Raw genomic sequence first — 24,675 nt, forward strand, 5'->3', positions numbered from 1 at the left:
CTCACCTCCAGACTGTTGGATAACCGTATGATTTCAAACGGAATTTCTAATGGTATCCATTAGAAATCTGCACTGGGAGGTTTGCACCACTTTTCTTTTGAAAATCCTAATGGACTATCTGGGTTCACACTATTTCAAGGACTTTTCACATGAACAAACTTCTCGCTGCCCTGATCGCTGGTCTTTTCGCTGCTGGTGCTTTTGCTGCCGGCCCTGCTGCTGCAGTTGCACCCGCAGCTGTTGCTCCAGCAGCTGTTGCCCCTGTGGCTGCCGCGCCTGCTGCTGAAGCAACCGCACCTGCTGCCACCAAAGCAGCACCTGCCAAGAAGGCAAAAAAAGCCAAAAAGGCCAAAAAAGCTGCAGCTAAAGCATCTGCTGCTCAGTAATCAAGCCTTCGGTTTGAAACAAAAAAGTCCGCTCCGGCGGGCTTTTTTTTACCTGTTTGCCGCAAAATCAATCCATGAACTTCTACAAATTTGCCCAACTTTTCGCCCTGTTGGCCACTGCCTCATGGGGTTACGCGCAAGACAACCCACAAATGAACTTGCCGCGCACCCCCATCACGGCGGGCATGTATTTGATTGACGCCCAGGTGGCCGCCACGCCCGAGCAGCGCTCAACCGGGCTGATGTTCCGCGCCAGCATGCCGCAAGCTGAAGGCATGCTGTTTGTGTTTGACTTTCCAAGCGAGCAATGTTTCTGGATGAAAAACACCCGTTTGCCGCTGACCGCCGCTTTTGTGGCCGATGACGGCACCATCGTCAACTTGGCTGACATGAAACCGCAAACCACCGACTCGCATTGCTCCGAAAAACCGGTGCGGTTTGTGCTGGAAATGAACCAGGGCTGGTTCCAAAAGAAAGGCATCAAACCGGGCTTCAAGCTCTCTGGCAAGCCGTTTGGCAGCCAATAATGCTACTTAATATATAGCTACTCACGCCCGTATTTATTGCTCTAGAAGCCATTTTTATATATAAAAAAAGCCACCGCAAGGTGGCTTTTTTGTGGCCGGTGATGGCAGTTGATCAAGCAAAATTGGCTTCGGCAAACTTCCAGTTCACCAGATTGCTCAGATACGTCTCCACATATTTGGGACGCAGGTTGCGGTAGTCGATGTAATAAGCGTGTTCCCACACGTCCACGGTCAGCAAGGCTTTGTCAGCGGTGGTCAGCGGTGTGCCAGCGGCGCCCATATTGACGATGTCCAACGAGCCGTCGGCTTTTTTCACCAGCCAAGTCCAGCCAGAGCCAAAGTTACCCACGGCGCTTTTGACAAAGGCTTCCTTGAAGGCAGCATAGGAGCCCCATTTGGCGTTGATGGCAGCGGCCAGCGCACCGCTGGGCTCGCCACCACCGTTGGGAGTCAGGCAATTCCAGAAGAAGGTGTGGTTCCAGACTTGGGCCGCGTTGTTGTAAATGCCACCGCTGGCTTTTTTCACAATCGACTCCAGGTCCATGGCTTCAAACTCAGTGCCTTTTTGCAGGTTATTCAGGTTCACCACATAGGCGTTGTGGTGCTTGCCATAGTGGTATTCCAGAGTTTCTTTGGAATAGTGGGGTGCCAGGGCATCCATTGCGAAAGGCAGAGCGGGCAAGGTGTGTTCCATGTAATCCTCGTTTGGGTGGTGAAAAAAATCATTGTAAAAACATTCAAGATGCCGGGTCAGACACCGTCAAATCAACCGTGCCATCGACAAGGGTTGCCCGCAGCACCTGGCCCGCATGGGTTTGCTGCACCGAGCCAATGGCTTGCCCCTGTGCATCTTGCAGCCAGGCGTAGCCGCGCTCCAGCACCAGGTGCGGGTCCAGCAAGCCCAGCCGCATGGCCGCTTGTGCCAAGCGCTGTTGCTGACTTTGCACGCCCCGCTGCAGCGCCGGCAGCAGCCGCGCGGCCACATGATCCAGGTGCTGATGCCGCACCGCCATGGTTTGGCGCAAGCCAGACTGCATGTGATGTGCTGTTTGCGCCAGCCGCAGCTGCTGCAGCGCCAAGCGGTTAGACGGCCGCCCCAGCCGCTGGGCGGCGTGGTCTAAGCGCTGGTCGTGCCGGTCAAGCACGCGTTGCAGTGCATCCATCAGACGCTGCTGCTGGTGCGCCAGGGCATTGAGCCAGGCCTCCTGCGGCTGCGCCACCAGTTCAGCGGCTGCGGTGGGCGTGGGGGCGCGCACATCGGCCACAAAGTCGGCAATGGTGAAATCAGTCTCGTGACCCACCCCGCAGACCACTGGCACCGGGCTTTGCCGCAGCGCCTGCGCCAAGGCTTCGTCATTGAACGCCCACAGGTCTTCGATGGCTCCGCCGCCGCGCACCAGCAAAATCACATCCACCACAGGGGTTTTATTTTTAGATGCCAAATCAGGCTCTAGCCCTTTCTGTGATTGCGTGAGCAGATACAGTTTTGAGAGCGCACTGATCAGCTCTGCTGGCGCGCTGGCACCTTGCACCGACGCAGGAGCCAAGATCACCGGGATGTGCGGCACGCGCCGCTGCAAAGTGGTCACCACATCATGCAGCGCCGCCGCCCCAAGCGAGGTAACCAAGCCAATGGCGCGCGGCATGGCCGGCAGCGGCCGCTTGCGTGCGGCGTCAAACCAGCCCAATGCCTCTAGCTTGGCTTTGAGTTGCAAAAACTGCTCAAACAGATTGCCAAGGCCGGCGCGGCTCATGCGCTCCACAATCAACTGAAGGTCGCCGCGCGGCTCATACACCCCCAACCGGCCAGAGACCTCAACCAACTCGCCGTCGCGGGGCGAAAAATCCAACCCGGTTGCAGCACGCTTGAACATGGCGCAACGCAACTGCCCGTTGGCATCTTTCAAGGCAAAGTAGCAGTGGCCGCTGGCCGCGCGTGAAAACCCAGTCAATTCACCTTGCACCTGCACCGGGTTAAAGCGTGCTTGCAGCGCGTCTGCAATGGCACGGCACAAAGCGCCCACTTGCCAAACCCGCGCCTTGGGTTCAGGTATTGAAGCATCAAACATGCGCAAACCCTTGTTTCACTGGGCTTGGCGTGCTCACTAATCCACAATTTCCAGGCACCGCAATAACCCCAAAATGGGTAGCGTTAAATCGCGAGTTTTCGATATAAGTTATTGATTTCATTAGTTATTTTAATTGCTTAAATTGTCATCAACCCACCACAACCCGCATTAAACCGTGCTTTGCGACGGTAGCCACGGGGGTTTTCCACAAAGTTATCCACAGAAAATGTGGACACTGTGCGGCGCCTTTGTCAGCAGCATGAAGTCCCACGGTCAACCACCCACGCTGCGCCATAATTGCAGAGCTCATTCTTCTTACCGCGTGGAGTCTTCATTTGTTTTCCATCATACAAGCCGCTGGCTGGCCGATTTGGCCTTTGGTAGCCTGCTCCATACTGGCGCTGGCCTTGGTCATTGAACGCTTTTTGAGCCTGAAAACCGCCAAAATTGCCCCGCCCAAACTGCTTGAGGAAGTGATTGCCGTGACCCGGCAAAACGTGCCCGGCCCTGATGTGATCAACCAGCTTGAGCAAAATTCGGCGTTGGGCGAGGTGCTGGCCAGCGGGCTGCGGGCACTCAACACGCACCCGGGGTGCAGCCAAGAAGAGTTGCACGCCAGCATGGAAGCCACGGGCAGGCGCGTGGCGCACCGGCTGGAGCGTTATCTGAATGCGCTGGCCACCATTGCCTCGGCCGCGCCGCTGATGGGGCTGTTTGGTACGGTGGTGGGCATGATCGAGATTTTTGGCTCGCAACCTGCGGGCAGTGCCACCGGCGGCAACCCGGCGCAACTGGCTCATGGCATCTCGGTGGCGCTCTACAACACCGCGTTTGGTTTGATTGTGGCCATCCCTTCGCTGATTTTTTGGCGCTACTTTCGCGGCCGGGTCGATGAATTTTTGCTCACCCTGGAGCTCTCGGCCGAGCAGCTGGCACGCCACCTGAACCACCTGCGCAAATGAGGTCTTGCCCAGGCTTGGCACGGCAGCACGTGCGCTGCGTCTTAAGGGATTTGCTGTGAGGAATTTATGAACTTTCGACCGCGCCAAAAAGAAGAGCCTGAGATCAACCTGATCCCGTTCATTGATGTGCTGCTGGTGATTTTGATTTTTTTGATGCTCTCCACCACCTACAGCAAGTTCACGGAAATGCAAATCAAATTGCCCGTGGCCGATGTCGATGCCCAGCGCGATTACCCCAAAGAGGTGCTGGTGTCGGTCAGCGCCGAGGGCAGCTACAGCGTCAACAAGCAAGCTGTGACTGGGCGCAGCGTGGCCGAGCTGGCGCAAGCCCTGGCCGAAGCCGCCAAAGCCGGCAAAGAGTCGGTGGTCATCATCAACGCCGACGCCGCAGCCAAACACCAGGCGGTCATCACCGTGATGGAATCTGCCCGCCGCGCTGGACTGACGCAAATCACCTTCGCCACCCAATCCACCTCCAACGGGTCTTAACTAGTTCAATGCGTTGGCAAACCACCCTGCAGCTGGCCTGGACGCGGCGCGGTCTGCTGGCTTGCGGTTTGTGGCCACTGTCGCTGCTGTATGGCGCTTTGGTAGGGCTGCGCACGGCGTTGTACCGGCTTCATGCGATCGCCACCCAGCGCGTGCCGGTACCGCTGGTGGTGGTGGGCAATGTGGTGACCGGTGGCGTGGGCAAAACCCCGGTGGTGATGGCCTTGGTGCAACACTGGCAAGCGCAGGGGCTGCAAGTGGGCGTGATCTCACGTGGGTACGGGCGCCGCACCCAGGGCTGCTTTGAGGTGACTGCGCACACCCTTGCCACCGACGTGGGCGACGAGCCCAGCCTGATTCAGCGCCGCACACAGGCCCCAGTGTTTGTGGCCGAGCGTCGCATCGACGCTGCCCGCGCCCTGCTGGCCGCTTACCCAAGTACCCAGCTCATCGTCAGCGACGACGGCTTGCAACACCTGGCGCTGCACCGTGACCTCAACCTTGGCGTGTTTGATGACCGTGGCGTGGGCAATGGCTGGCTGCTGCCAGCAGGCCCGTTGCGCGAACCCTGGCCACGCCCGCTGGACGCGGTGCTGCACACTGGCCAACACCCGGCCTTTGCGGGGTTCCAGGTTCAGCGCACACTGGCGCAGTGGGCCGTGCGCGCGGATGGCAGCTGTGTGGCCTTGGCGGATTTGGCGGCTCACGCTACCCAAGTCACGACGCCAAACACATCAGTAGAAGCCCAAGCACCGCTGCTGGCACTGGCAGGCATTGCCCAGCCCGAGGCTTTTTTTGCCATGTTGCGCACCCAAGGGGTGATCCCAGCACGCACCCTGGCACTGTCAGACCATGCTGATTTTGAGAGTGCCTTGCGCAATGAATACAAGGGCTACAGCCTGATTTGTACTGAAAAAGATGCCGTCAAATTGTGGCACTTGCGCCCCGATGCACTGGCCGTGCCGCTGCACTGCACACTTCCCACCCCCTTGACCCAGCTGCTCGACGCCCGCCTGGCCACGCTGCTGACCAAAACGCCACTTGCCTTCGGGCAGCCCTCACCCCTGTCCTCTCCCAAAGGGAGAGGGAGTTAACCCCGCAGCATCACATCAGTATGAATTTCAAGGTGGCGCAGGCTATCATTCATACATGGACACACGACTACTTGAACTGCTGGTTTGCCCCGTCACCAAAGGGCCGCTTGAATATGACCGTGAAAAAAATGAACTCATTTCACGCAGCGCCCGCCTGGCCTACCCAGTGCACGACGGCATTCCCGTGCTGCTGGAAAACGAAGCCCGCCCAATGACCGACGAAGAGCTGGGGCTCTGACACCGCTGGCGCAGGCAATGCACTTCACCGTTTTGATTCCAGCGCGGCTGGCCTCGACCCGGCTGCCCAACAAACCCCTGGCCGACATTGCCGGTGTGCCGATGGTGGTGCGGGTGGCACAGCGGGTGGCGCACCTGGGTGCAGACCAGGTGGTGGTGGCCGCTGACGACGCCTGCATTGTGCAAGCCTGCCAAGCGCACGGTGTGCAAGCGCTGTTGACGCGCACCGACCATGCCAGTGGCAGCGACCGCCTGGCCGAGGCCTGCCAGCTGCTGGCCTTGCCCGACGATGCCATGGTGGTCAATGTGCAGGGCGACGAGCCGCTGATTGACCCCCTACTGGTGCGCGCCGTGGCCGAGCTCCTAAATGCCTCGCCCGGCGTCAGCATCAGCACAGCGGCACACGCCATTGACAACGTGGCCGACTTTCACAACCCCAATGTGGTCAAAGTGGTGTGCAATGCAGCAGGTTTGGCACACTACTTCAGCCGTGCGCCGATGCCGTTCCCCAGAGACACACCTGCCCAACTGCCCCACCCTGCGCCGCTGCGGCACATTGGCATTTATGGCTACCGGGTTGGGTTTTTGCGCCAATTCCCCAACCTGGCACAAGCGCCCACTGAGCTGACAGAGTGCTTGGAACAGCTTCGCGCGCTGTGGCATGGCCATCAAATTGCGGTGCACATCAGCCCACACGCCCCGCCAGCGGGGGTTGACACCCCCGAAGACTTGGCGCGGGTGCGGCACGCATTTTCTGAAGCGCCTGCGCAGGTGTAAGCCTTTCAAAAGCTCGTGCGTGCTATTCTTAAGCGCTATAAGCTGAGTTCAGACGTCACTTTGATATTTGGTCAGAGCGATGATCTCAACCAATCTTCTTTTCTCAAACTCACCCGAGGACACGCATGAAACTCATTTTGTTGGGCGCACCTGGCGCTGGTAAAGGCACACAAGCCACCTTCATTTGCCAAAAATACGGCATTCCCCAAATCTCCACAGGTGACATGTTGCGTGCTGCCGTCAAAGCAGGAACCCCCTTGGGCGTGCAAGCCAAAGCCGTGATGGATGCCGGTGGCCTGGTCAGCGACGACCTGATCATCAACCTGGTCAAAGAGCGCATTGCCCAAGCCGACTGCGCCGGTGGTTTCTTGTTTGACGGTTTCCCACGCACTCTGCCACAGGCCGATGCCATGAAGGCGGCTGGCGTACAGCTGGACTACGTGCTTGAAATTGACGTGCCCTTTGACGCCATCATTGAGCGCATGAGCGGCCGCCGCTCGCACCCGGCCTCTGGCCGCACCTACCACGTCAAGTTCAACCCGCCCAAGGTTGAAGGTGTGGACGACGTGACCGGTGAACCCCTGGTGCAGCGCGCTGACGACCAAGAAGAAACCGTGAAAAAACGCCTGGATGTGTACAGCGCTCAAACCCGCCCACTGGTGGACTACTACAGCGCATGGGCCAAGGCTGAGCCCGCCGCCGCCCCCAAATACCGCGCCATCAGCGGCACCGGCAGCGTGGAAGACATCACCACCCGTGCCTTGGCCGCACTGGCCAGCTAAGGTTCACCCGGTTCTGAAGCCCGATACCGCAGACGGTTCGGGCTTTTTTTGTTTGATCACACCAACCTCGCCATGTGGAAACCCATCCTAGCCATTGCCATTGGCGCGGCCTTGGGCGCTTTGCTGCGCTGGCAACTGGGCATCAAACTCAACGCGCTGTTCAGCGCCCTCCCCCCCGGCACCCTGGTGGCCAACCTGGTGGGCGGCTACCTGATCGGGCTGGCCATGGCATTTTTTGCCCAAACCCCGCAGTTGGCACCTGAATGGCGCTTGCTTGTGATCACCGGGTTTTGCGGTGGGCTGACCACGTTTTCAACCTTTTCCGCCGAGGTGGTGACGCTGCTGCAAGACAAGCGCCTGCTGCTGGCCATGGCCAGCATTGCCACCCATGTGGTGGGCTCCTTGGCCATGACGCTGGCCGGCCTGGCCACCTGGCAGCTGATCAAACCCACCTGAGGATCACGCCATGAACGGCTTCCAACTGACTTTTTTCACCCAGCAAGATCGTCTGCACGGCACTACACCCCTGGGGCAATGGCTGCTGTTAGAGGCCAAAAAGCTGGGCTTGCGTGGTGCCACACTGACTGCTGCAGGCGAAGGCTTTGGCCATGATGGCAAATTGCACAGCGCTCACTTTTTTGAATTGGCCGACCAACCCATTGAGGTCACGATGGCACTCAGCGCTGCCGATGTACAGCGTCTGATGGATCGCCTGCACCAGGAAAATATCAAGGTGTTTTATGTCAAAACGCCCATCGAATTTGGCATGACGGGTGACGCCTGAACCCCCACCAGAGTAGCCACACCGCCTGTCCACGACCGGCCTATGAACTTGCCTTCGCCCGGCTGGTGAAAACAAAAATACCCGCCAACACCAGCGCCGTGCCAGCGGCCACCCAGGCGGTGAAAGGCTCGCCCAACACCCACACGCCCATCAGCAAGGTTGACATCGGGCCGATCATGCCGGTTTGCGCCGCCAGCCCTGCGCCAATGCGCTCAATGGCCATCATCACCATTAACACCGGCGCCGCCGTGCACAGCGTGGCGTTCAGCACCGAGAGCCACACCACCTCGGGCACCACCAGCGCGGCACTCCATGGCCGCAGCAGCACAAACTGGCCAATGCACAGCACGCAGGCCACGCTGGTGGCCCACCCCACCAGCCGCAGCGAGCCCAGCCGCTGCACCATTTCGCCACTGAAACTCAAATACAAGGCATAGCTCACGGCGCTGCCAAACACCAGCAACGCCCCCAGCGCGGCATCGGCACCGGCAAAGCTGATTTCGTGGCCAAACACCAGCAGCACACCAGCGTAGCTGATGGACATGCCCAGCGCTTGACGGCGGCTGATGTGGCGTTTGTAAAGCACCAGCCCCAACAGCAGCACCAGCGTGGGGTTGAGGTACAAAATCAACCGCTCCAGCGACGCGCTGATGTAGGCCAGCCCGGCAAAGTCCAGAAAACTGGCCAAGTAGTAGCCGCTGAACCCCAGCCCCACAATGCCCCAGCCCTGGCGGCGGGTCAGTGGCGGCTTGCCACGGCTGGACCACCAGGCCATCACCGCAAAAATGGGCAGCGCAAACAGCATGCGCAGCATGATCAGCGTGACCGCGTCCACCCCATGGCGGTAAGCCAGCTTGACGATGATCGCTTTGCCGCTGAAGGCGATGGCGCCAAAGGTCGCCAGCAGTAACCCAATTACTATATTTTTAGTAGCTAATTGCGCTTTATCCATAAGCTCTAGAGGCTAATTTCTTATAAATTTTTAAGGCATGAAACTGCCCCTCGGGGCAGGCCAGCGGCATCAGCTCAGGGGCGGTGTGCTTGAGAGCACTTCTTCCAGCACGGTCACGCCTTCGGCCACGCGCAGGGCACCGGCCAGGCGCAGGGGGCGCATGCCATCGGCAATGGCCTGGCGTTTAAGGGCATCGGCATTGGGCTCGCGGGTGATTTTTTCTTTGAAGGCCTCAGTCACCACCAGCAACTCATACAAACCCATGCGCCCCTGAAAGCCAGTCAAACGGCAGTCCACACACCCCACCGCTTTGAACGGCTTGTAGGTACCATTGAGCTGCCAGGGTTTCACAACCTCGGCCAATGCCTCGCGGGTGGCGGCTGGGTCGGGCAGCTTGCAATGCTTGCACAAGGTGCGCACCAGGCGCTGCGCCAGCACACCGAGCAGCGTGGCGTTGATCAGGTAGGCCGGCACACCCAGCTCCATCAGCCGTGTGATGGCACTGGGTGCGTCGTTGGTGTGCAGGGTGCTGAACACCAAGTGGCCGGTCAGCGCGGCCTGCACCGCCATCTCAGCGGTGGCCTGGTCACGGATTTCACCCACCATGATGATGTCGGGGTCTTGCCGCATCAGGGCACGCAGGCCTTCCGGAAAACCAAAGTCAAGCTGCAACTGCACCTGGGTTTGGTTGAACGATGGCTCAATCATCTCAATGGGGTCTTCCACCGTGCTCACGTTCACTTCTTCCGTGGCCACCCGCTTCAAGGTGGAATACAGCGTGGTAGTTTTGCCCGAACCAGTGGGGCCGGTCACCAAAATGATGCCGTTGGGGCGCTTCACCAGTGCCTCCCAGCGTTGCGCGTCATGCAGTGAGAAACCCAGCGCGTCGAGGTCTTTGACGGTGGTGTCAGGGTCAAAAATCCGCATCACCATTTTTTCGCCAAAGGCGGTGGGCAGGGTTGAGATACGCATTTCAATCTCTGCGCCACTGGGGTTGCGGGTTTTGATGCGGCCGTCTTGCGGGCGGCGCTTTTCCACCACGTCCATGCGACCCAGCAGTTTGATGCGCGCTGTCATGGCCACCAGCACACCTGTGGGCATTTGGTAGACCGGGTGCAACACGCCGTCAATGCGAAAACGGATCACGCCCTGCTCGCGCCGTGGTTCCAGGTGAATGTCACTGGCGCGCTGGTCAAACGCGTACTGCCAGAGCCAGTCCACCACCTGCACCACGCTTTGGTCATTGGCGTCTAACTGCTTGTTGCTCTTGCCCAGCTCCACCAGTTGCTCAAAACTGCTGCCCGCGTTGTTGCCACTTTTGGCCGCTGCCCGCACCGACTTGGCCAAGGCAAAAAATTCCGCCGTGTAGCGGGTGATGTCTTGCGGGTTGGCCAGCACCCGGCGCACGCTGCGTCGGCTTTGGCGCTCGACTTCGGCCACCCAGTCGGTCAAAAACGGCTCTGACGTGGCCACCACCACCTCATGGGTAGTGACCTGCACTGGCAAAATTTTGTGCCGCTCGGCATAGACCGCGCTCATGGCGTCGGCCACCTTGCCCACGTCAACCTTGAGCGGGTCAATGCGCAAATAGCCCAAGCCGGTGCGCTTGGCCAGCCATTGGGTCAGTGACTCAAGGTCTAACGGCTTGCCGTCTAGCGCGCGGTACACCACCACGCTGGCCAAGCGCACCAGCGGGTGCTGCACGCTCTCGGCCTGGGCACAGCGGGTGTGAATGCGTTGACTTTCCTCGGTGCTGATCTCGCCATCTTGCTGCAGCCAGCGCACCAGTTTGCGCCAGTCCAGCGGGCCAGAGGCCTCTGCGCCATCGGGCTTGGCCGTGGCGGCGGCTCTCATGTCAGCATGGGTTTGAACACCCGTACCCACTTGCTGGCGGGCAAGCCCCATTGCGCCTCAATTTGGTCGGCGCGCGCCATCAGCACCTCACGTTTGGGGCGGCTGGGGGTGTGCTGCGCCAGCACCACGGTATTGCCCTCGCGCGTGGGTTTGAACGCCCAAATGGCGTCTTTGCCAAAGGCGGCTGACATTTTTTCGACACTGCGGGCAAAGCTCGACGCCCGGCCAAACAGGTTCACCGTCATGCAGCCCTCAGGCGTGAGCAGGCGGCGGCAGTGGTTGTAAAACGGCAAGCTGTCAAGCACCGGGGCGGCGGCTTCGTGGTCGTACAAATCCACTTGCAGCGCATCCACCGTGCCAAACCATGTGGGGTTTTGGATTTCTTGCGCGGCATCGGCCAGCACAATCTTCATGCGGGCGTTTTCAGCGGGCAGTTTGAACCAGCCCCGGCAGGCCACCAGCACTTGCGGGTTGAGCTCGATGGCGGTGGTTTTCATGCGCAGCTCTTTGGCGCAAAACTTGGTCAGCGAGCCCGCGCCCAAGCCCAGTTGCACCGCTTGCCGGTCTTTGACCGAGCTTGGCTCTACAAACAGCAGCCAGGCCATCATGCGCTGGATGTATTCGTGTACCAGCGTGTTGGGCGAGTCTAGGTACATGGAGCCCTGAATCCATTCGGTACCCAGGTGCAAGTGGCGCACCGGGCCGTCATCAGAGAAATTAACTTCGGGGAGGGAGTGGGTATGTTTTTTCAAGATGCCCGAATTATCCGCGCTGACTTGGGTGAAATTCAAAGCGGTGCAGCCAGTGAATTCAGGTATTCTGCGCAGCAGCTCTTACCAACATCAGAGGTATCTACATGAACAAACAACGCAAGCCACTGCTAGCCCTCATCGCTGTGTTTCTGCTACTGCCGCATGTGGCGTCGGCCGAATACTTGCGCTGCAAGAACGAGTCAGTCAATGTGGGGGATTCGCGCGCTTCACTGCTCTTGCGCTGCGGTGAACCCGTGATCAAAGACACGTTTTGTAAACCCATTGAACCCACACAAAGTGCAGCGGCAGGTGCCAGCGTTGCGGTTGTGGTGCCCTCCTGCAGACATGTGGATGAGTGGACTTACAACCCAGGCCGCGGCCAATTCATGACCACGCTGCAAATCGACGCAGGCAAAGTTGTCTCCATCAAATATGGCGACCGGGTGCAATAACCAGACGGCAAAGCCAGACATCACAGCCAGACATGCGCCCAGCGGATTCATGGGTGGTTGTGGCGGGCGTGCTCAATCTTCAAACAGCGGTCTTGCACCGCCCACACGCCAGCGGCTTGGGCAGATGCCAGCGCCGTGTCGTTGCACACACCCAGTTGCAACCAGACAGCAGGCAGCTGCAAGGCCATGGCTTCGGCCACCACTGGCGCCGCGTCTGCGCTGTTGCGAAACACGTCCACCAAGTCAATCTGAGCATGCTGCACTGCCTCGGTCAGGGTGGCAAACACATGCTCACCCAGCAAGGTCTGCCCGGCCACCACCGGGTTCACCGGAATGATGCGCCAACCCTGCGCTTGCATGTAGTGCGCCACGCGGTAACTGTCGCGCTCGGGTTTGGGCGACATGCCCACCACCGCCACGGTGCGGCAGTGGGTCAGGATGTGGGTGATGGTTTGCAGTTCAGAAGGCGGCTTGGGGTTCATGGCGGGTCGGTAAGAAAGTGATGTTGCATTGTGATGGATTCGCCTCGGGCGCAACCGCACTTCTGCACTTGGACTATTCTGAAACGAATCCCAACGGCTATTCCAAACCTAGCTCAACAAAACAGAACCGACAAATGCTCGAAGGTTGCCTGTGGCATGTTGCCCGATAACACAACCGGATGGTTAAGGAATGTCCGGTTCATTGTCATGTTCGGTCAGCAAAATGGTCGATTGCAGACAACCGCTTTTCGGAACCGGTCGCCTAATACCAGTCAGTCAAAAAGATTACGATATGCCAAAAATAGTGACGTTGAATTGGATTGGTAAACGCACTAGATTGAAATTGATGGAATATCCTACTTCGGTAAACCAAAAGTCGTAAAATTAATCCTCTGAAATTGAACCTGCAAGAGTAGCTGAAGATGAAATAGAAATTCTTAGACTAAAAATTGCTTAGAATATTTTTTTGTTGCGCCTCATATATATCTTTAGTAATAAGACCTTTTTCAAATATTTTTTTCAAATATTTTAGACGTTCTTCTTTAGAAGGCAATTCACTAACAATTTCATTTACCTCAACCCTATTTCCAGTCAAAGATTCAGGATACATGAATGCAGGAATTGGAGCTACAGAACCTCCTGTCTCATACGCCAAATCGAGACTTTTTACTAAGCGTTCTGCATAATTCGTCAAGGCGCTAATGAATTGAACTTTTGCTGGATCTGATGCGACATTTACAGGACTCCACGGTGATGTATTCATACTTCCAACAGTAGGATTTTCTAGGCCAAAAGTTGAAGGAAAAAGGTGAAATCTGATTCGCATAAATTTATCAGAATCACCATATCTTGTATAAGTTAAACGCAATGAATTAAAATCATTTTTAATTCCCCTACTCGCCAAGGAACTAAGTGCTGCCCGAGTAACGTCATTATTGTTCTGAAGGAATGTGATTGGCTCGATAACAAGACACCTTTGCTTCCAAAGACTCGTCCCATAATTATTTTTATGCAAAGTGGGCTCAACCTTACAAGGTTCATCTGTCCATCGAGTGGTTGAACCATCAACTTTTATAGAGTATTCCGAAGCCAATTTTAATTTACCGCCCTCAAACTGCATGAGATTTATATTTCGGAAATTTGAATTACTATTGTTCCCGCGTATATCCGTATATTCAACCGACCATTGACCTTCGATCAATGGAAAGTTTGCATAAACCTCAGTTCCATTTCTTCCATTGATTGAAATTGTATTTTGAACTTGCTGACCGACTTCTATTCCCGATGCAACCGTAGTTAAATTAACTAATATTGCCAAGATAAGAGATTTATTATTCATTTAATTGCCCATTGTTTAATGTGAATCTAGTATATTAATTTTCTAGAGTTACTAGGTTTATTTTGTAATAAACAACCAACTACCTGCAGAAAATTAGATTTGCTTACTTATAGTTTTGACTATCCACCGAGAATTGCCGCTTGTTGGGCTGAATATACTTCAGTGCTAATCAGGCCTGCATCAAAAAGACGTTTTAATTCAATCAGTTTCTCTTCACTATTTTTTTCCGGTGAATTGACACCCTCATTTCTAGATTTGACTGATGTTACGATCAAGGGCTTCTCCGTACGAACAGTTTTAGTCGCTGAATTAAAACATTTCTTATTGACTGACGATTGCTGAATTGCATCATATTCACCCTTTAGCCGTGCATATTCTGCTTCTTGCTGTTTTGTACCTCCGAGAGCAAATAGTGCTGGCCAAAATAAGATCATGCTGACCCCTGTAATCGTTTTGTCGTTAGACGCTGCCTCATCGAGTCGACCACCTAATTGGCTAACTCGTGATTGGATCCGTACAGCTTCGCTCTGGAGTTGATCACAGTCGTAAGACTGGAACTGAATCGGTGAAACATAATTTGTTGCGATGTCTTTTGACGAGGTGGTACAACCAACAAGTGAAACCGAGACGCACAATATCGTCAATATTAGCTTTTTCATACTTTTTCCCTATTTGCAATACCAATGTTGGTGGGTATTTTACAGATAAGCTGAAGCTAAAAAGCTTTCTACGCATGATTGTCAAAAAAAGTAGCGTTATTTACATGCTGAGCGTCGGTTGTAGACGTGCCTCTTAAAATTTATGCGTAGAAAAGTGCTGATTAAACGCTTACAGCAGGGCTAATTGTGGTTGTCGGAATGCATGGATGCCCAAGTCCATTTCTTGCACTGCCATTTCATTGGGGTAAAGCTCCACCAACGGTTAGCGCAGGATAACGAAATTCATTAAATTGGAATGCCAGTGACCAGCCATTCGTGGCTGTCAGTTATCGCTGCACAGGCGACATATCTGATGATTCACTCGCGTCGCACTTTTAGTTCCCATCCCGCAATATCTGCCACGCATCACTGCTGAGCCTCCCACGGATTGTGGATGGTCACCCCAGTGGGCTTGAAATCTGCGACGTTGCGAGTGACCACCGTCATGCCATGCACAAGCGCCGTTGCGGCGATGAGTGCATCTCGCTCGCCACGCTTGTCTGGTACGTGCAACCGGGCGCAGCGCTGTGCCACGGAGGTGTCTACGGGCAGCGTGCGCCCGGAAAACTCGGGCAATACCTGTTGCTCCAGCCACGCGCGCAGCATGGCCCCTTGGGTGGCATCCTTTCGCTCAATCGCAAGAACACCAAGCTCCAGTTCCATGATGGTGATGGCCGAGACGAACAGGTCAGCGGCATCCACGCTTTGCGCCCATGCCGCAACGCTCAAATCAGCCTTGCCAAGCCGTACCTTGCGCAGTTCGGACACCACGTTGGTATCAAGAACAAACATCATGAGAAATCAGCAGGCCGGGGCTCAATGGTCACGCGCGGTGGCTCAAACTCGATGTCAGCCACACCCGGCATGGCCAGTGCATCGGCAATGTTGCGCCGCTGCCTGGTGAGCCGCTGATAGTCCTCAAAGCGCATCAGCACATGAGCCAGTCTGCCTCGGTCTGTGATGAATACCGGCCCGTTATTTGCTGCCCGCTTTGCCTCGCTCGCCCCTTGATTGAACTCGCGGCTGGATAGGGTTGTGATGGTCATTGCGACGCCTCATATTGCTGATATATGTAGTAATGTTACTACAAAAAAAAGCAGACAAGTGTCTGTACCCAACGTCAGAACACGGTCGTTTTCTTGATGCCATCCGTACCATGCGCAGAACCCGCTCTCTTGGGGCAATGCCGGGTCAGCATCCTAGGGCTTATAAAGAGCGGCTTCAAGTTTGGGCAAAGCCAGCAAAGCGTTTTGGCAGGTGGCGGCGGCCAAGGCGGCGGGGCTGATGCCACGCAAGGCAGCCACTTCTGCACCAATGCGTGGCAGCTTGAGTACCGGCAAACGACCAGTAAGAGTCCGTCATCTGCGGCTGCATTTGGGTACCACAATGCAATCGCAATGCTCTGAGATTTTCTATTTCAATTTTTCTGAAAGCAATTTGGCACCATCCACTTTGGAGGCCGCCCGGTCAAAAGTCCACATAGGTGTCATTCCAGCTGAGTGACTTAAGGCGATGTGAACGCAATCCGAGAAATCTGCCTTGTTTTGCCTGAATAGTTCAAGCGCCACTTCCACCGATTTTTCAGACTCGAAAGACAGCTCAGATGCAGCGAGCAAGCTCGTCAGAGTCAAAATAATCTGTGCTTTGTCGAAGCCAAAATTTGAACGCAGCACCCACTCCAACTCAAGCATCACCGTCACAGGAACAAAAAGTGGCTCACCTTTCGCCAAAGTTGATCGAATCAACTCCCTGGCCAGCAAGCCTTGTTTGGCATCGTCCTGAACCAGGAAGCGAACCAGAACGTTGGTATCAAGAGCCGCCATATTTTGAAACCCCTAACGCCACGGATTCATGCTTTCGATGCTAACCGTTATTCCCGGCGGGGCTTTGAGCATGCCAGCTAAATCGAGCACAGACTTGGTTTTTGCGCGAACAATGGCTGTCCCATCGGGCATCAGATTCCAAGTCAACCTGCTTCCAGGCTGTATGTGCATAGCTTCCCGTATCGGTTGTGGAACAGTGGTTTGCCCTTTGACAGTCATGGTGGATTCAGACATTAAAACTCCTTACATAAACAATAATTGTAAGGATAATTGATTTTCGTTTTTTTGACAATGAAAGAATGTTGCCGTCAGGATTGATAACCTTGTCACAGGGGTTTCAAGGGCTGGTTTCAGGAAGGCATTTATGGAGTCTCATTGTCGGCAATGGGCACGTTGCCGAATGCCATGAACGCCTTCTGAAGGCGTGATGGGCTGGACCACCAGATACCGGACTATCGTGTAAACCGGCTTTCAGCCTATTGCCGACCGACAAAAGCCAAATTCCATCCTGAAATTTTCGTCAACTAACGGTCGATTTACTCGCGCAATTGAACCTGAAACGTCTGCTGCACAAAATTGCAGCGTCACCTTCTGCGCGTTTTTAACCTAATTGGTAAATTAACGTATTAGGTTATGATGACCCTATGGAGAAAAGCACCCCACACTGCAAGCTGCCAGTCGTCAAAGCCTTGATAGAGGCGGGGCAGGTCAGAGCCACAGCCAGCGCATTCAATGGAGCACGTGAAATTGGCATCAACAACTTGGACGGGATGTGTGCCGTTGTCTTGGCGCTCAGCTCCACCGACTTCTACAAAAGCATGACGACCCATGCAGATCACCGAGTCTGGCAAGACGTTTACCGAGCCAAGACTGCCAACGGTGACGAGGTGTATCTCAAACTGACCGTCATTGATGACGTGTTGATCGTTTCCTTCAAGGAGCTATGACCATGAAATGCCCATGTTGCGGCGCGGCGGAACTGATCCACGACACGCGCGATATGCCCTTTACCTACAAGGGCGAAAACACCACCATCCCAGCGGTAACAGGCGACTTTTGTCCAGCTTGCGGTGAAGCCATCTTGAACCGTGAACATGGTGACCGTTACAGCGAAATGGTTGGCTTGTTTCAACGGCAGGTCAATGCCGCCTATGTCGATCCAAGCTATATCGCCAAGGTGCGCAGGAAGCTCGATCTTGACCAACGGCAGGCTGCTGAACTCTTTGGCGGCGGCGTCAATGCGTTCTCGCGCTATGAAAACGGCAAGACCAAGCCACCGTTGGCCTTGGTCAAGTTATTCAAGCTGCTGGATCGACATCCAGATATGCTTACCGAAGTTAGAAATACCTGACCTGGTTGAAACTCGCCGCTCAGAACTGATTCAAGCAAGAACAGTTCTCAAAAACGCCCCAGCCACATTGGCAACTGCTGAAAAACCAAAATTGCACCTCAATCAGCAGCCATGCGCAGCCAAAAAATAGCTAAACCGCATCAAGCAAGCCAAGTTTAGGCAAAGCCTGCAAAGCGTTTTGGCAGGTGGCGGCGGCCAAGGCGGCGGGGCTGATGCCACGCAAGGCGGCCACTTCTGCGCCAATGCGTGGCAGCTCGGCCGGGGTGTTGATGGCTTGCAACTGGCCTGCGGCACGTTGCGCCGCGGTTGTGTAAAGCCAATGCGGTGGCATGTCGGGCGCGTCGGTCTCCAGCACGATGGCATCGACCGGCAAAGTGGCGGCCAAATGGCGCAGTTGGTGAGCGCGCTCAAAGGTGCAGGCACCGCCAAAACCCAGCTTCAACCCCATGGCCAGCAAAGCGTGCGCTTGTTGGGCACTGCCGTTAAAGGCGTGGGCAATGCCATGCCACAGGGGTTGGTCAGGCAAAGCCTGTGAGACAACGGGGTTGCGCTGGGTCATGCGCCCCGCCTCTCGCAGCCCTTTCAGCACCTGATCCACCGATTTGCGCGAGTGCAGTACCACGGGCAAGCCGTGTTGGCGCGCCAGCTTGAGCTGCGCCATGTAAAAGTGCTGTTGCCGTTCGCGCAAGGGGCTCAGACAAAGCTCGGGCACAAAAAAATCCAGGCCAATTTCGCCCACCGCCACCAGCCGCGGGTCATGCTGGTAGCGGGTCAACGTGGCGTCCAACACGTCCAGGTCATGGTCTTGGGCTTGCGCCACGTAAAGCGGGTGAATGCCCAGGCAATAGCTGCCGGCGTGCGCATGTGCCCAGTCGTGCACCGCCTCAAAATTGCCCACATGCACTGCAGGCAGCACACAATTTACTCTGTTTTTTGTAGCCGCTTGCGCTTGTAAATAGGGCGCTAGAGCACTAAAACTTATGTAATCAAGATGGCAGTGGGTGTCGATCCAGCGCAGTGCAGACATGAACGAAACCGGTGGCTATTTTTTGCGCTGCACAAACAGGTTTTTGGTTTTGTCTTGCGGGTAAGCAAAAGTGACAGTGCCATTTTTCACCATGCCCATGACCAGCATGTTCATGCTGACGGCGTCTTTGTCATCTTTGGCAAAAGGGTTCTGGTGGGTGGCCGTGACACCGTAATACACACGCTGCATATGCTCAAGCGCGGCTTTGATAGACACCCCCGACAAATCGCCGTTGCGAATGCCCAAAATGGCATAAGTCAAGATGTACACCGTGTCGTAGGCTTGCGCAGCGGCCATGGGCACAGTGATTTTGTTGACCTGGTATTTGCGGGCATAGGCGCTCAAAAAAGCCCGGCGGCGTTCGTTGCTAGGCTCGGCAATGAAGGTTTGCGCCATCAAAGCGCCTTCAGCCGCATCTTTGGCGCCGTCAATGAAAAACGGAAAAGACAGCGGCCAGGCCCCAACTTGTGGCACTTTCCAGCCCATGGCTTTGCGCCCCAGGGCAATCACCGCGTTTTCAGGCCCCACGGTGTAGCTGAACACCACGTCTGCGTTGGCCGCTTGCGCGGCTTTGAGTTCTTGGCTCAAGTCTTTCACCCCCAGCGCAAACCTGGCTATGTAAGCAGGTTTGAGGTTTTTGGCGGCCAGTGCTTTGATGACATCTTGCAAACCGGCTTCGCCATAACCGGTGGTGTCGGCAAACACCGCCACACGCGTCCAGCCGCGCGACACAATGTCTTCCACCACAAATGGCGCCTGGATGGCATCGCGCGCAGACGTGCGAAAGATGAAGCTCTCAGGCGCGGGGTATTTTTCTGTGATGGGCGTGCCCGTGGCGCAAGGCACGATCAAGGGCATTTTGGCGGTTTGAAACACCGGCAGTGCTTTCATGGCCACACCGGTGTTGCAAAAACCCACGGTAGCGGCCACTTTGTCGGTGATCAGCTCTTGGGCACGCGCCAAACCCACATCGGGCACGCCGGTGTCGTCTTTGATGACCAGTTCAATCGGGCGCCCGAGGTAGCCGCCTGCCGCGTTGATTTCTTCGACTGCCAATTTGGCACCGTTGAGCATGGGCACACCAAAATCAGCCGATGGCCCCGTCAAAGGCCCAATCCAGCCAATTCGCACTGGTGTGGCGGTTTGCGCTTGAGCCTGAGACACCACAGCGCATAAACCAAGCACCGCACACCCCAGCCACTGATGAATCAAGGTCTTGTTCATTACCGCATCCGTTCAAAAAAATTTGAGAAAAATGAGAATAGCACTGTCCTTGCCTTTAGTAGGGCGGCTTATTTCAGAACGCAATGCGTGTTCTTTCACGTTACCCAGCCAAAAACGCCGCCACAGCCGCATCCTCATGAGGCACGTGCTGACTGGCCCAGTGCTTCATCAACGCCGCAATCGCGGGCTTGTTCATGTGGCCTTTGCCCACGTCCATGCTGCGCGACATCAGCTGATCAAGCAACTGGCGGTGTTGCTCGGCATGGGCGGGCAGGTCAGGGTAATTGGCGCGCTGCATCAAGGCTTCTTCAAGCTCGAACTGCGCCCGGGCTTGCTTGTACAAGGCCACGATCACCGGGCGCAGCACCATCAAGTCGTCTGAGGCCAAAAATTCATTGGTCAAAACAAACAGTTTTTGACGCAGGTCGTCCACCTCGGGCACGCCTAATTTGTAACTTTCCAACCACTCAATTTTCATTCCAACCTTCTTTCATCAACTGTTGCGAACACCTTGCTGCGGCGCAGACAAGAGCCCTTGCACCAAAGTGTATGGGCGCGCGCAGCGTGCTGCCAAACTGGCGTCGTGGGTCACCATCACAAACGCGGTGCCTTGGCTGCTGGCCAGGTTCAGCATCAGGTCAAACACGCCGTGCGCCGTGCTGCGGTCCAGGTTACCGGTGGGCTCATCTGCCAACACACAGGCAGGCTGTGTGACCAGCGCCCGGGCAATGGCCACGCGCTGGCGCTCGCCGCCTGAGAGCTCTGCCGGGCGGTGGTGCAAGCGGTTTTGCAGCCCCACACTTGTTAGCATTTTTGTAGCTGCCAGCACAGCATCTGCGGGCGCTACACGCCGAATCCATAAGGGCATGGCAACATTGTCCAGGGCGCTGAATTCTGGCAACAAGTGGTGAAACTGGTAGACAAAACCCAGGTACTGGTTGCGCAGGCGCCCCTGCACTGCGGCCGTTTGCAGCGCCAAGTCTTGCCCCAACAGCTGCACCGAGCCACTGCTAGGGGCATCCAGCCCGCCCAACAAGTGCAGCAGTGTGCTTTTGCCAGATCCTGAAGCACCCACAATGGCCAGGGTGTCGCCAGCGCGCACGTCCAGGTCCACCCCTTGCAGCACGGTCACATCCAGCCGCCCCTCGGTAAAGCGTTTGGTCAAGCCACGGGCGCTGAGCACCAGCTGAGGCGCGACCGGCGTGTTAGCGTTACTCATAGCGCAGTGCCTCCGCTGGGTTGACACGGCTGGCACGCCAGCTGGGGTACAGCGTGGCAGCAAAAGCCAGCACCAGTGAAATAACGGCAATCGGGACAATGTCGCCCTGCTGCGGGTCGCTCGGCATGCGGCTGATCAGGTACACGTCGCGCGGCAAAAAGGTGGCGCCCAGAGCCTGCTCCAGGGCGGGCACGATGACGTCAATATTGAACGCCACGCCCAAGCCCAGTGCCAAACCTGCCAACGTGCCGATCACCCCCACCATGGCACCTTGCACCACAAAAATACCCATGATGCTGGCCGGGCTGGCGCCCAGCGTGCGCAAGATGGCAATGTCGGCACGCTTGTCGGTGACCGTCATCACCAGCGTGCTGACCAGGTTAAAGGCCGCCACCGCCACGATCAGCGTGAGGATGATGAACATCATGCGTTTTTCCAGCTGCACAGCGGCAAACCAGGTGCGGTTTTGGCGCGTCCAGTCGCGAATCAACAGGCGGTCGGTCAGGCTGGCGGCCAAATCAGCCGCCACAGCGCGTGCCAGGTTCAGGTCGGTCAGTTTGACGCGTACCCCGGTGGCGCCTTCCAGCCGGAACACCCGGGCGGCATCGGCCATGTGCATCAGCACCAGCGCCGAGTCGTACTCAAAGTGACCCGAATCAAACGTGCCCACCACCGTCATTTGTTTCAGCCGCGGGATCACCCCAGCCGGGGTGATCTGCCCGCTGGGTGCCACCAGCGTGACTTTGTCGCCCTTGATCACGCCCAAGGCACGCGCCAGCTCAGCGCCCAACACCACGCCAAACTCCCCCGGCACCAGCTGCGTCAGCACCGATAGTTTGGCTTGGGCAAACACATCGCTCACGCTCGGCTCCAGGGTCGGCTCAATGCCCCGCACCATCACGCCTTTCATGTCCTCCCCCCTTGCCAGCAGTGCTTGAGTAGCTATGAAAGGTGCAGCACCCAGCACCTTGGGGTGGGCTTTGACTTGCGCCAGTGTGCGCTCTACATCGGGCAAGGCAGCGCCATTGGGGGCAAAAATCTCGATGTGCGACACCACCCCCAGCATGCGGTCGCGCACCTCTTTTTGAAAGCCGTTCATGACGCTGAGCACAATGATCAGCGCCGCCACCCCCAGCGCAATGCCCAGCATCGACACCCCTGAGATGAAGGAAATAAAGCCATTGCGCCGGGTGGCGCGGCCAGCGCGGGTGTAGCGCCAGCCCAGAAGGAGTTCAAACGGAAGGTTCATGAGTGTGTGGTTGGCCAATAGCGCTGAATGGGCAACCAACGCTGGTAGCTCACAAAATCACCATCGGTTGAAAAAATAGGCAGCGCATGGTGCAAAGCAGCCGCGCAAATCAAAAAATCCGTGTTGGAGCCCTGCACACCATGGGCTCGGCACACGTTAAAGGCCTGCGCTGCTGCCTCATAAACCACAGCCGGCAGAGTCAAATCGTCAAACGCCGCCAAGCTGCTGCGCAACAACTCAAATTGTGAAGCAGACTTGATGCCGCTCAACACTTCTTGACGAATGGCCCCCATCAGCACCGCGCGACCGTCCCGCACCAAGTCAGCCAGGGCGTCGACCAAGACTTGATCAGCCACAAGCAACGCCCCCTTAGGCCGACGCAATGCCAGCGACCACACCGAGGTATCTACCAGCACTTTCATCAATCAGCCAGGGGCGTGCGCGCCACGTGGCGCTGTGCTTTGGCATCCAATGCATCATCAAACTCAATCGTGCCAAACAAGTCAATCAACCCCGCTTGGCGCCTGCGCTGCACGTATTCAAGCAGCGCCTGCGTGACCACCTCTTTTTTGGTGCGATGCCCCCCCAGTTGGCGCGCTTCTTCAATCAAATCGTCATTCAATGCCAAGTTGGTCGCCATGTGTGAACTCCTACACAAATCAGCAGGCAAGTATAGGCGGCAGCTGTGGCGCCCCGCCTTGCCAGCCAGGGTTTGGGGTTTACCGAATCAAAAACGACAACACCCGGTCGGCCAACTTGCCGTAGGGCGGCCACAGGAATTTGAGTGAGCTCCAACGTGCCTGGTAGAACACCGGGCGCATTTTGGAAAAAGTTTCAAAGCCTTCATGCCCGTGGTAGTGCCCCATGCCAGAGTCGCCCACGCCACCAAACGGCAAGTCGTGCTGGCCGACATGAAACAGCGCGTCGTTGACCGACACGCCGCCCGACATCACGTGGTCAATCAGGTGCTGCACCTGCGCCGCGTCATGGCTGAACGGGTAAATGGCCAGCGGCCGCGGTCCGGCATTGACTGCAGCCACCACCTCGGCCAAGTCGGTGTAACTGCGCAGCGGCAGAACAGGGCCAAAAATCTCGCGTTGCATCAGGTCACAGTCGGCGGGCGCGTTCAGCACAAGATGCGGGGCAATTTTGCGGCTGGCGGCATCAAAGGCGGGGCCATTCAGCAACGGAATCACCTCCGCACCCCGGGCACGCGCTTGCGCCAGCGCGGCCAGCAGCCGATCAAACGCGCGCTGGTCAATGATGCTGGTGTAGTCGGATGAGTCAAGCGTGGGGTAGCGCTGCGCCACGATGGCGCGTGCCAGGGTCACAAATTCGGCTACCTTGGCTGTGGGCAACCAGGCGTGGTCGACCGTGGTGCATATCTGCCCGGCATTGAGCAGCTTGACAAACATGATGCGCTCTACCGCCGTGTGCAAAGGAAAACTGTCACACACAATGGCCGGGGCTTTGCCCCCCAGCTCAAGGGTGACCGGGCACAGGTTGCGCGCGGCCGCGGCCATGACGGCGCGACCGGTTTGCCCGGAGCCGGTGAACAACAGGTGGTCAAACTTGAGCTGGGAAAATGCCACCCCCACACCGCCGGTTTCATCAAAAAACTGCAGCTTTTCTGGCGGAAAGTAGGCCGGCATGTGTGCAATGAGGTAGGCCGCCAGGTGGCGCGAGTTTTCGCTCATCTTGACCATGGCACGGTTGCCGGCGGCAAAGATGTAGGTCAGCGGGATCAGGCTCAAATTGAGCGGAAAGTTCCACGGCACGATCACCCCCACCACGCCCAACGGCTGCGCCAGCACCCGGTTGCGGGCACCGAAAAAGTTGCGCCAGTCCACACTGCGGCGCTGCGGCTTCATCCAGCTGCGCAGTTCGCCCAGCACATGATCCACGCCATCAACCACCGGAAACACCTCGGCCAGCAGCGTCTCGTGGCGGCTGCGGTGGCCATAGTCCGCACTGATGGCCGCACACAGCGCGTCTTTGTGCTCACGCACAAAGCGCTGCAGCGTCAGCAAATCGGCCCGACGCTGGGCATAAGTGGGCACAGGGTGCGCCGCATAGGCCTGGCGCTGCAATGCCAGCACGCGCGCCAGCGGCTCTGTGACAGATTCAATGAGGGGGGAAGACATGG

General features: G+C 56.7%; 34 protein-coding genes. 13 read left to right on the plus strand and 21 right to left on the minus strand.

The window, feature by feature from the left end; all coding sequences use genetic code 11:
- The first annotated feature begins 149 nt into the window (after window positions 1-149).
- Both PHT20_RS09775 and PHT20_RS09780 read left to right on the plus strand, forming a co-directional pair.
- Window positions 150-386 (plus strand): hypothetical protein, encoded by a 237-nt coding sequence (locus PHT20_RS09775; protein ID WP_301020382.1) that lies wholly within the window; start codon window positions 150-152, stop codon window positions 384-386.
- Window positions 387-460: 74 nt separating this feature from the next.
- A complete protein-coding gene (locus PHT20_RS09780; protein WP_301020383.1) occupies window positions 461-913 on the plus strand; it encodes a DUF192 domain-containing protein in 453 nt (150 codons plus the stop codon).
- Between the two features lie 112 nt (window positions 914-1,025).
- Here the strand turns inward: PHT20_RS09780 and PHT20_RS09785 are convergent, their stop codons facing one another.
- Both PHT20_RS09785 and xseA read right to left on the minus strand, forming a co-directional pair.
- Window positions 1,026-1,607, minus strand: a complete 582-nt coding sequence (locus PHT20_RS09785) for a Fe-Mn family superoxide dismutase (protein WP_301020384.1) — start codon at window positions 1,605-1,607, stop codon at window positions 1,026-1,028.
- Window positions 1,608-1,650: 43 nt separating this feature from the next.
- Window positions 1,651-2,982 carry an exodeoxyribonuclease VII large subunit gene (gene xseA, locus PHT20_RS09790; protein ID WP_301020385.1) on the minus strand — a complete coding sequence of 444 codons (1,332 nt, stop codon included), beginning with the start codon at window positions 2,980-2,982 and terminating at the stop codon, window positions 1,651-1,653.
- Between the two features lie 335 nt (window positions 2,983-3,317).
- Here xseA and PHT20_RS09795 point away from each other — a divergent pair, with 335 nt between their 5' ends.
- The 8 genes from PHT20_RS09795 (at window position 3,318) to PHT20_RS09830 (ending at window position 8,107) form a co-directional block, all read left to right on the plus strand.
- On the plus strand, window positions 3,318-3,944 hold the full coding sequence (locus PHT20_RS09795; RefSeq protein WP_301020386.1) for a MotA/TolQ/ExbB proton channel family protein: 627 nt from the start codon (window positions 3,318-3,320) through the stop codon (window positions 3,942-3,944).
- A gap of 66 nt (window positions 3,945-4,010) precedes the next feature.
- Window positions 4,011-4,433 carry a biopolymer transporter ExbD gene (locus tag PHT20_RS09800; protein ID WP_301020387.1) on the plus strand — a complete coding sequence of 141 codons (423 nt, stop codon included), beginning with the start codon at window positions 4,011-4,013 and terminating at the stop codon, window positions 4,431-4,433.
- An 8-nt stretch (window positions 4,434-4,441) separates the two neighbouring features.
- On the plus strand, window positions 4,442-5,527 hold the full coding sequence (gene lpxK / locus PHT20_RS09805; protein ID WP_301020388.1) for a tetraacyldisaccharide 4'-kinase: 1,086 nt from the start codon (window positions 4,442-4,444) through the stop codon (window positions 5,525-5,527).
- Between the two features lie 55 nt (window positions 5,528-5,582).
- A complete protein-coding gene (locus tag PHT20_RS09810) occupies window positions 5,583-5,765 on the plus strand; it encodes a Trm112 family protein (protein ID WP_301020389.1) in 183 nt (60 codons plus the stop codon).
- Window positions 5,766-5,770: 5 nt separating this feature from the next.
- Complete coding sequence (gene kdsB, locus PHT20_RS09815; protein ID WP_301020427.1) at window positions 5,771-6,541, plus strand: 3-deoxy-manno-octulosonate cytidylyltransferase; 771 nt, start codon at window positions 5,771-5,773, stop codon at window positions 6,539-6,541.
- Between the two features lie 125 nt (window positions 6,542-6,666).
- A complete protein-coding gene (gene adk / locus PHT20_RS09820) occupies window positions 6,667-7,323 on the plus strand; it encodes an adenylate kinase (protein ID WP_300080773.1) in 657 nt (218 codons plus the stop codon).
- Between the two features lie 72 nt (window positions 7,324-7,395).
- Complete coding sequence (gene crcB, locus PHT20_RS09825) at window positions 7,396-7,779, plus strand: fluoride efflux transporter CrcB (protein ID WP_301020390.1); 384 nt, start codon at window positions 7,396-7,398, stop codon at window positions 7,777-7,779.
- Window positions 7,780-7,789: 10 nt separating this feature from the next.
- Entirely contained in the window at window positions 7,790-8,107 is a 318-nt protein-coding gene (locus PHT20_RS09830) for a DUF190 domain-containing protein (protein WP_300080777.1), read from the plus strand.
- Window positions 8,108-8,147: 40 nt separating this feature from the next.
- Here PHT20_RS09830 and PHT20_RS09835 read toward each other — a convergent pair whose 3' ends face one another.
- The 3 genes from PHT20_RS09835 to PHT20_RS09845 form a co-directional block, all read right to left on the minus strand.
- The gene (locus tag PHT20_RS09835) at window positions 8,148-9,059 is read right to left on the minus strand and encodes a DMT family transporter (RefSeq protein WP_301020391.1); all 912 of its coding nucleotides are present in this window, start codon (window positions 9,057-9,059) and stop codon (window positions 8,148-8,150) included.
- Between the two features lie 69 nt (window positions 9,060-9,128).
- On the minus strand, window positions 9,129-10,913 hold the full coding sequence (locus tag PHT20_RS09840; protein ID WP_301020428.1) for a GspE/PulE family protein: 1,785 nt from the start codon (window positions 10,911-10,913) through the stop codon (window positions 9,129-9,131).
- Window positions 10,910-11,668 (minus strand): spermidine synthase, encoded by a 759-nt coding sequence (locus PHT20_RS09845; RefSeq protein WP_300081124.1) that lies wholly within the window; start codon window positions 11,666-11,668, stop codon window positions 10,910-10,912. Before PHT20_RS09845 ends, PHT20_RS09840 begins: the two co-directional genes overlap by 4 nt.
- Window positions 11,669-11,769: 101 nt before the next feature.
- On the opposite strand from PHT20_RS09845, the gene PHT20_RS09850 reads away from it, so the two are divergent.
- Complete coding sequence (locus PHT20_RS09850) at window positions 11,770-12,117, plus strand: DUF2845 domain-containing protein (RefSeq protein ID WP_300080781.1); 348 nt, start codon at window positions 11,770-11,772, stop codon at window positions 12,115-12,117.
- A gap of 47 nt (window positions 12,118-12,164) precedes the next feature.
- On the opposite strand, the gene PHT20_RS09855 is transcribed toward PHT20_RS09850, so the two are convergent.
- The 8 genes from PHT20_RS09855 to PHT20_RS09890 all read right to left on the minus strand — a co-directional run bounded on the left by PHT20_RS09855 (window position 12,165) and on the right by PHT20_RS09890 (window position 16,693).
- The gene (locus PHT20_RS09855; RefSeq protein ID WP_301020392.1) at window positions 12,165-12,599 is read right to left on the minus strand and encodes a CoA-binding protein; all 435 of its coding nucleotides are present in this window, start codon (window positions 12,597-12,599) and stop codon (window positions 12,165-12,167) included.
- Window positions 12,600-13,041: 442 nt separating this feature from the next.
- Window positions 13,042-13,938: a hypothetical protein gene (locus PHT20_RS09860; protein ID WP_301020393.1), complete on the minus strand. Its 897-nt coding sequence runs from the start codon at window positions 13,936-13,938 to the stop codon at window positions 13,042-13,044.
- A 119-nt stretch (window positions 13,939-14,057) separates the two neighbouring features.
- Entirely contained in the window at window positions 14,058-14,597 is a 540-nt protein-coding gene (locus PHT20_RS09865) for a hypothetical protein (protein WP_301020394.1), read from the minus strand.
- Window positions 14,598-15,002: 405 nt separating this feature from the next.
- Window positions 15,003-15,431, minus strand: a complete 429-nt coding sequence (locus PHT20_RS09870) for a type II toxin-antitoxin system VapC family toxin (protein WP_301020395.1) — start codon at window positions 15,429-15,431, stop codon at window positions 15,003-15,005.
- The gene (locus tag PHT20_RS09875; RefSeq protein ID WP_301020396.1) at window positions 15,428-15,682 is read right to left on the minus strand and encodes a type II toxin-antitoxin system Phd/YefM family antitoxin; all 255 of its coding nucleotides are present in this window, start codon (window positions 15,680-15,682) and stop codon (window positions 15,428-15,430) included. The genes PHT20_RS09870 and PHT20_RS09875 overlap by 4 nt, the downstream gene beginning before the upstream one ends.
- 153 nt (window positions 15,683-15,835) lie before the next feature.
- Window positions 15,836-15,976 (minus strand): hypothetical protein, encoded by a 141-nt coding sequence (locus PHT20_RS09880; RefSeq protein WP_301020397.1) that lies wholly within the window; start codon window positions 15,974-15,976, stop codon window positions 15,836-15,838.
- A 72-nt stretch (window positions 15,977-16,048) separates the two neighbouring features.
- On the minus strand, window positions 16,049-16,459 hold the full coding sequence (locus PHT20_RS09885; protein ID WP_300080796.1) for a type II toxin-antitoxin system VapC family toxin: 411 nt from the start codon (window positions 16,457-16,459) through the stop codon (window positions 16,049-16,051).
- Between the two features lie 12 nt (window positions 16,460-16,471).
- The gene (locus tag PHT20_RS09890) at window positions 16,472-16,693 is read right to left on the minus strand and encodes a type II toxin-antitoxin system PrlF family antitoxin (RefSeq protein ID WP_301020398.1); all 222 of its coding nucleotides are present in this window, start codon (window positions 16,691-16,693) and stop codon (window positions 16,472-16,474) included.
- A 410-nt stretch (window positions 16,694-17,103) separates the two neighbouring features.
- On the opposite strand from PHT20_RS09890, the gene PHT20_RS09895 reads away from it, so the two are divergent.
- Together PHT20_RS09895 and PHT20_RS09900 are read left to right on the plus strand one after the other, a co-directional pair.
- Window positions 17,104-17,406 (plus strand): type II toxin-antitoxin system MqsR family toxin, encoded by a 303-nt coding sequence (locus tag PHT20_RS09895; protein ID WP_300080800.1) that lies wholly within the window; start codon window positions 17,104-17,106, stop codon window positions 17,404-17,406.
- A 2-nt stretch (window positions 17,407-17,408) separates the two neighbouring features.
- On the plus strand, window positions 17,409-17,810 hold the full coding sequence (locus PHT20_RS09900) for a type II toxin-antitoxin system MqsA family antitoxin (RefSeq protein ID WP_300080803.1): 402 nt from the start codon (window positions 17,409-17,411) through the stop codon (window positions 17,808-17,810).
- A 130-nt stretch (window positions 17,811-17,940) separates the two neighbouring features.
- Here PHT20_RS09900 and PHT20_RS09905 read toward each other — a convergent pair whose 3' ends face one another.
- The 8 genes from PHT20_RS09905 to PHT20_RS09940 form a co-directional block, all read right to left on the minus strand.
- On the minus strand, window positions 17,941-18,837 hold the full coding sequence (locus PHT20_RS09905) for a TatD family hydrolase (RefSeq protein WP_300080806.1): 897 nt from the start codon (window positions 18,835-18,837) through the stop codon (window positions 17,941-17,943).
- A 15-nt stretch (window positions 18,838-18,852) separates the two neighbouring features.
- The gene (locus PHT20_RS09910; RefSeq protein WP_301020399.1) at window positions 18,853-20,061 is read right to left on the minus strand and encodes an ABC transporter substrate-binding protein; all 1,209 of its coding nucleotides are present in this window, start codon (window positions 20,059-20,061) and stop codon (window positions 18,853-18,855) included.
- A 100-nt stretch (window positions 20,062-20,161) separates the two neighbouring features.
- Window positions 20,162-20,539: a hemerythrin domain-containing protein gene (locus PHT20_RS09915; RefSeq protein ID WP_301020400.1), complete on the minus strand. Its 378-nt coding sequence runs from the start codon at window positions 20,537-20,539 to the stop codon at window positions 20,162-20,164.
- Between the two features lie 15 nt (window positions 20,540-20,554).
- The gene (locus tag PHT20_RS09920) at window positions 20,555-21,280 is read right to left on the minus strand and encodes an ATP-binding cassette domain-containing protein (protein WP_301020401.1); all 726 of its coding nucleotides are present in this window, start codon (window positions 21,278-21,280) and stop codon (window positions 20,555-20,557) included.
- The gene (locus tag PHT20_RS09925; RefSeq protein ID WP_301020402.1) at window positions 21,273-22,529 is read right to left on the minus strand and encodes a lipoprotein-releasing ABC transporter permease subunit; all 1,257 of its coding nucleotides are present in this window, start codon (window positions 22,527-22,529) and stop codon (window positions 21,273-21,275) included. The genes PHT20_RS09920 and PHT20_RS09925 overlap by 8 nt, the downstream gene beginning before the upstream one ends.
- Window positions 22,526-22,951 carry a PIN domain-containing protein gene (locus tag PHT20_RS09930; protein WP_301020403.1) on the minus strand — a complete coding sequence of 142 codons (426 nt, stop codon included), beginning with the start codon at window positions 22,949-22,951 and terminating at the stop codon, window positions 22,526-22,528. The genes PHT20_RS09925 and PHT20_RS09930 overlap by 4 nt, the downstream gene beginning before the upstream one ends.
- Complete coding sequence (locus tag PHT20_RS09935) at window positions 22,951-23,169, minus strand: type II toxin-antitoxin system VapB family antitoxin (protein WP_301020404.1); 219 nt, start codon at window positions 23,167-23,169, stop codon at window positions 22,951-22,953. The genes PHT20_RS09930 and PHT20_RS09935 overlap by 1 nt, the downstream gene beginning before the upstream one ends.
- 79 nt (window positions 23,170-23,248) lie before the next feature.
- Complete coding sequence (locus PHT20_RS09940) at window positions 23,249-24,673, minus strand: coniferyl aldehyde dehydrogenase (protein ID WP_301020405.1); 1,425 nt, start codon at window positions 24,671-24,673, stop codon at window positions 23,249-23,251.
- Window positions 24,674-24,675: the final 2 nt, after the last annotated feature.

The sequence above is a fragment of the Rhodoferax sp. genome, from assembly GCF_028715765.1.
Classification (GTDB): domain Bacteria; phylum Pseudomonadota; class Gammaproteobacteria; order Burkholderiales; family Burkholderiaceae_C; genus Rhodoferax.

Bases quoted from the DNA above. Each gene is read 5' to 3' on its own strand.
- PHT20_RS09775 (WP_301020382.1), top strand. From the start codon at position 150: ATGAACAAACTTCTCGCTGCCCTGATCGCTGGTCTTTTCGCTGCTGGT.
- PHT20_RS09780 (WP_301020383.1), top strand. From the start codon at position 461: ATGAACTTCTACAAATTTGCCCAACTTTTCGCCCTGTTGGCCACTGCC.
- PHT20_RS09785 (WP_301020384.1), bottom strand. From the start codon at position 1,607: ATGGAACACACCTTGCCCGCTCTGCCTTTCGCAATGGATGCCCTGGCA.
- xseA (WP_301020385.1), bottom strand. From the start codon at position 2,982: ATGTTTGATGCTTCAATACCTGAACCCAAGGCGCGGGTTTGGCAAGTG.
- PHT20_RS09800 (WP_301020387.1), top strand. From the start codon at position 4,011: ATGAACTTTCGACCGCGCCAAAAAGAAGAGCCTGAGATCAACCTGATC.
- lpxK (WP_301020388.1), top strand. From the start codon at position 4,442: ATGCGTTGGCAAACCACCCTGCAGCTGGCCTGGACGCGGCGCGGTCTG.
- PHT20_RS09810 (WP_301020389.1), top strand. From the start codon at position 5,583: ATGGACACACGACTACTTGAACTGCTGGTTTGCCCCGTCACCAAAGGG.
- adk (WP_300080773.1), top strand. From the start codon at position 6,667: ATGAAACTCATTTTGTTGGGCGCACCTGGCGCTGGTAAAGGCACACAA.
- crcB (WP_301020390.1), top strand. From the start codon at position 7,396: ATGTGGAAACCCATCCTAGCCATTGCCATTGGCGCGGCCTTGGGCGCT.
- PHT20_RS09830 (WP_300080777.1), top strand. From the start codon at position 7,790: ATGAACGGCTTCCAACTGACTTTTTTCACCCAGCAAGATCGTCTGCAC.
- PHT20_RS09835 (WP_301020391.1), bottom strand. From the start codon at position 9,059: ATGGATAAAGCGCAATTAGCTACTAAAAATATAGTAATTGGGTTACTG.
- PHT20_RS09840 (WP_301020428.1), bottom strand. From the start codon at position 10,913: ATGAGAGCCGCCGCCACGGCCAAGCCCGATGGCGCAGAGGCCTCTGGC.
- PHT20_RS09850 (WP_300080781.1), top strand. From the start codon at position 11,770: ATGAACAAACAACGCAAGCCACTGCTAGCCCTCATCGCTGTGTTTCTG.
- PHT20_RS09855 (WP_301020392.1), bottom strand. From the start codon at position 12,599: ATGAACCCCAAGCCGCCTTCTGAACTGCAAACCATCACCCACATCCTG.
- PHT20_RS09860 (WP_301020393.1), bottom strand. From the start codon at position 13,938: ATGAATAATAAATCTCTTATCTTGGCAATATTAGTTAATTTAACTACG.
- PHT20_RS09865 (WP_301020394.1), bottom strand. From the start codon at position 14,597: ATGAAAAAGCTAATATTGACGATATTGTGCGTCTCGGTTTCACTTGTT.
- PHT20_RS09870 (WP_301020395.1), bottom strand. From the start codon at position 15,431: ATGATGTTTGTTCTTGATACCAACGTGGTGTCCGAACTGCGCAAGGTA.
- PHT20_RS09875 (WP_301020396.1), bottom strand. From the start codon at position 15,682: ATGACCATCACAACCCTATCCAGCCGCGAGTTCAATCAAGGGGCGAGC.
- PHT20_RS09885 (WP_300080796.1), bottom strand. From the start codon at position 16,459: ATGGCGGCTCTTGATACCAACGTTCTGGTTCGCTTCCTGGTTCAGGAC.
- PHT20_RS09890 (WP_301020398.1), bottom strand. From the start codon at position 16,693: ATGTCTGAATCCACCATGACTGTCAAAGGGCAAACCACTGTTCCACAA.
- PHT20_RS09895 (WP_300080800.1), top strand. From the start codon at position 17,104: ATGGAGAAAAGCACCCCACACTGCAAGCTGCCAGTCGTCAAAGCCTTG.
- PHT20_RS09900 (WP_300080803.1), top strand. From the start codon at position 17,409: ATGAAATGCCCATGTTGCGGCGCGGCGGAACTGATCCACGACACGCGC.
- PHT20_RS09905 (WP_300080806.1), bottom strand. From the start codon at position 18,837: ATGTCTGCACTGCGCTGGATCGACACCCACTGCCATCTTGATTACATA.
- PHT20_RS09910 (WP_301020399.1), bottom strand. From the start codon at position 20,061: ATGAACAAGACCTTGATTCATCAGTGGCTGGGGTGTGCGGTGCTTGGT.
- PHT20_RS09915 (WP_301020400.1), bottom strand. From the start codon at position 20,539: ATGAAAATTGAGTGGTTGGAAAGTTACAAATTAGGCGTGCCCGAGGTG.
- PHT20_RS09920 (WP_301020401.1), bottom strand. From the start codon at position 21,280: ATGAGTAACGCTAACACGCCGGTCGCGCCTCAGCTGGTGCTCAGCGCC.
- PHT20_RS09925 (WP_301020402.1), bottom strand. From the start codon at position 22,529: ATGAACCTTCCGTTTGAACTCCTTCTGGGCTGGCGCTACACCCGCGCT.
- PHT20_RS09930 (WP_301020403.1), bottom strand. From the start codon at position 22,951: ATGAAAGTGCTGGTAGATACCTCGGTGTGGTCGCTGGCATTGCGTCGG.
- PHT20_RS09935 (WP_301020404.1), bottom strand. From the start codon at position 23,169: ATGGCGACCAACTTGGCATTGAATGACGATTTGATTGAAGAAGCGCGC.
- PHT20_RS09940 (WP_301020405.1), bottom strand. From the start codon at position 24,673: ATGTCTTCCCCCCTCATTGAATCTGTCACAGAGCCGCTGGCGCGCGTG.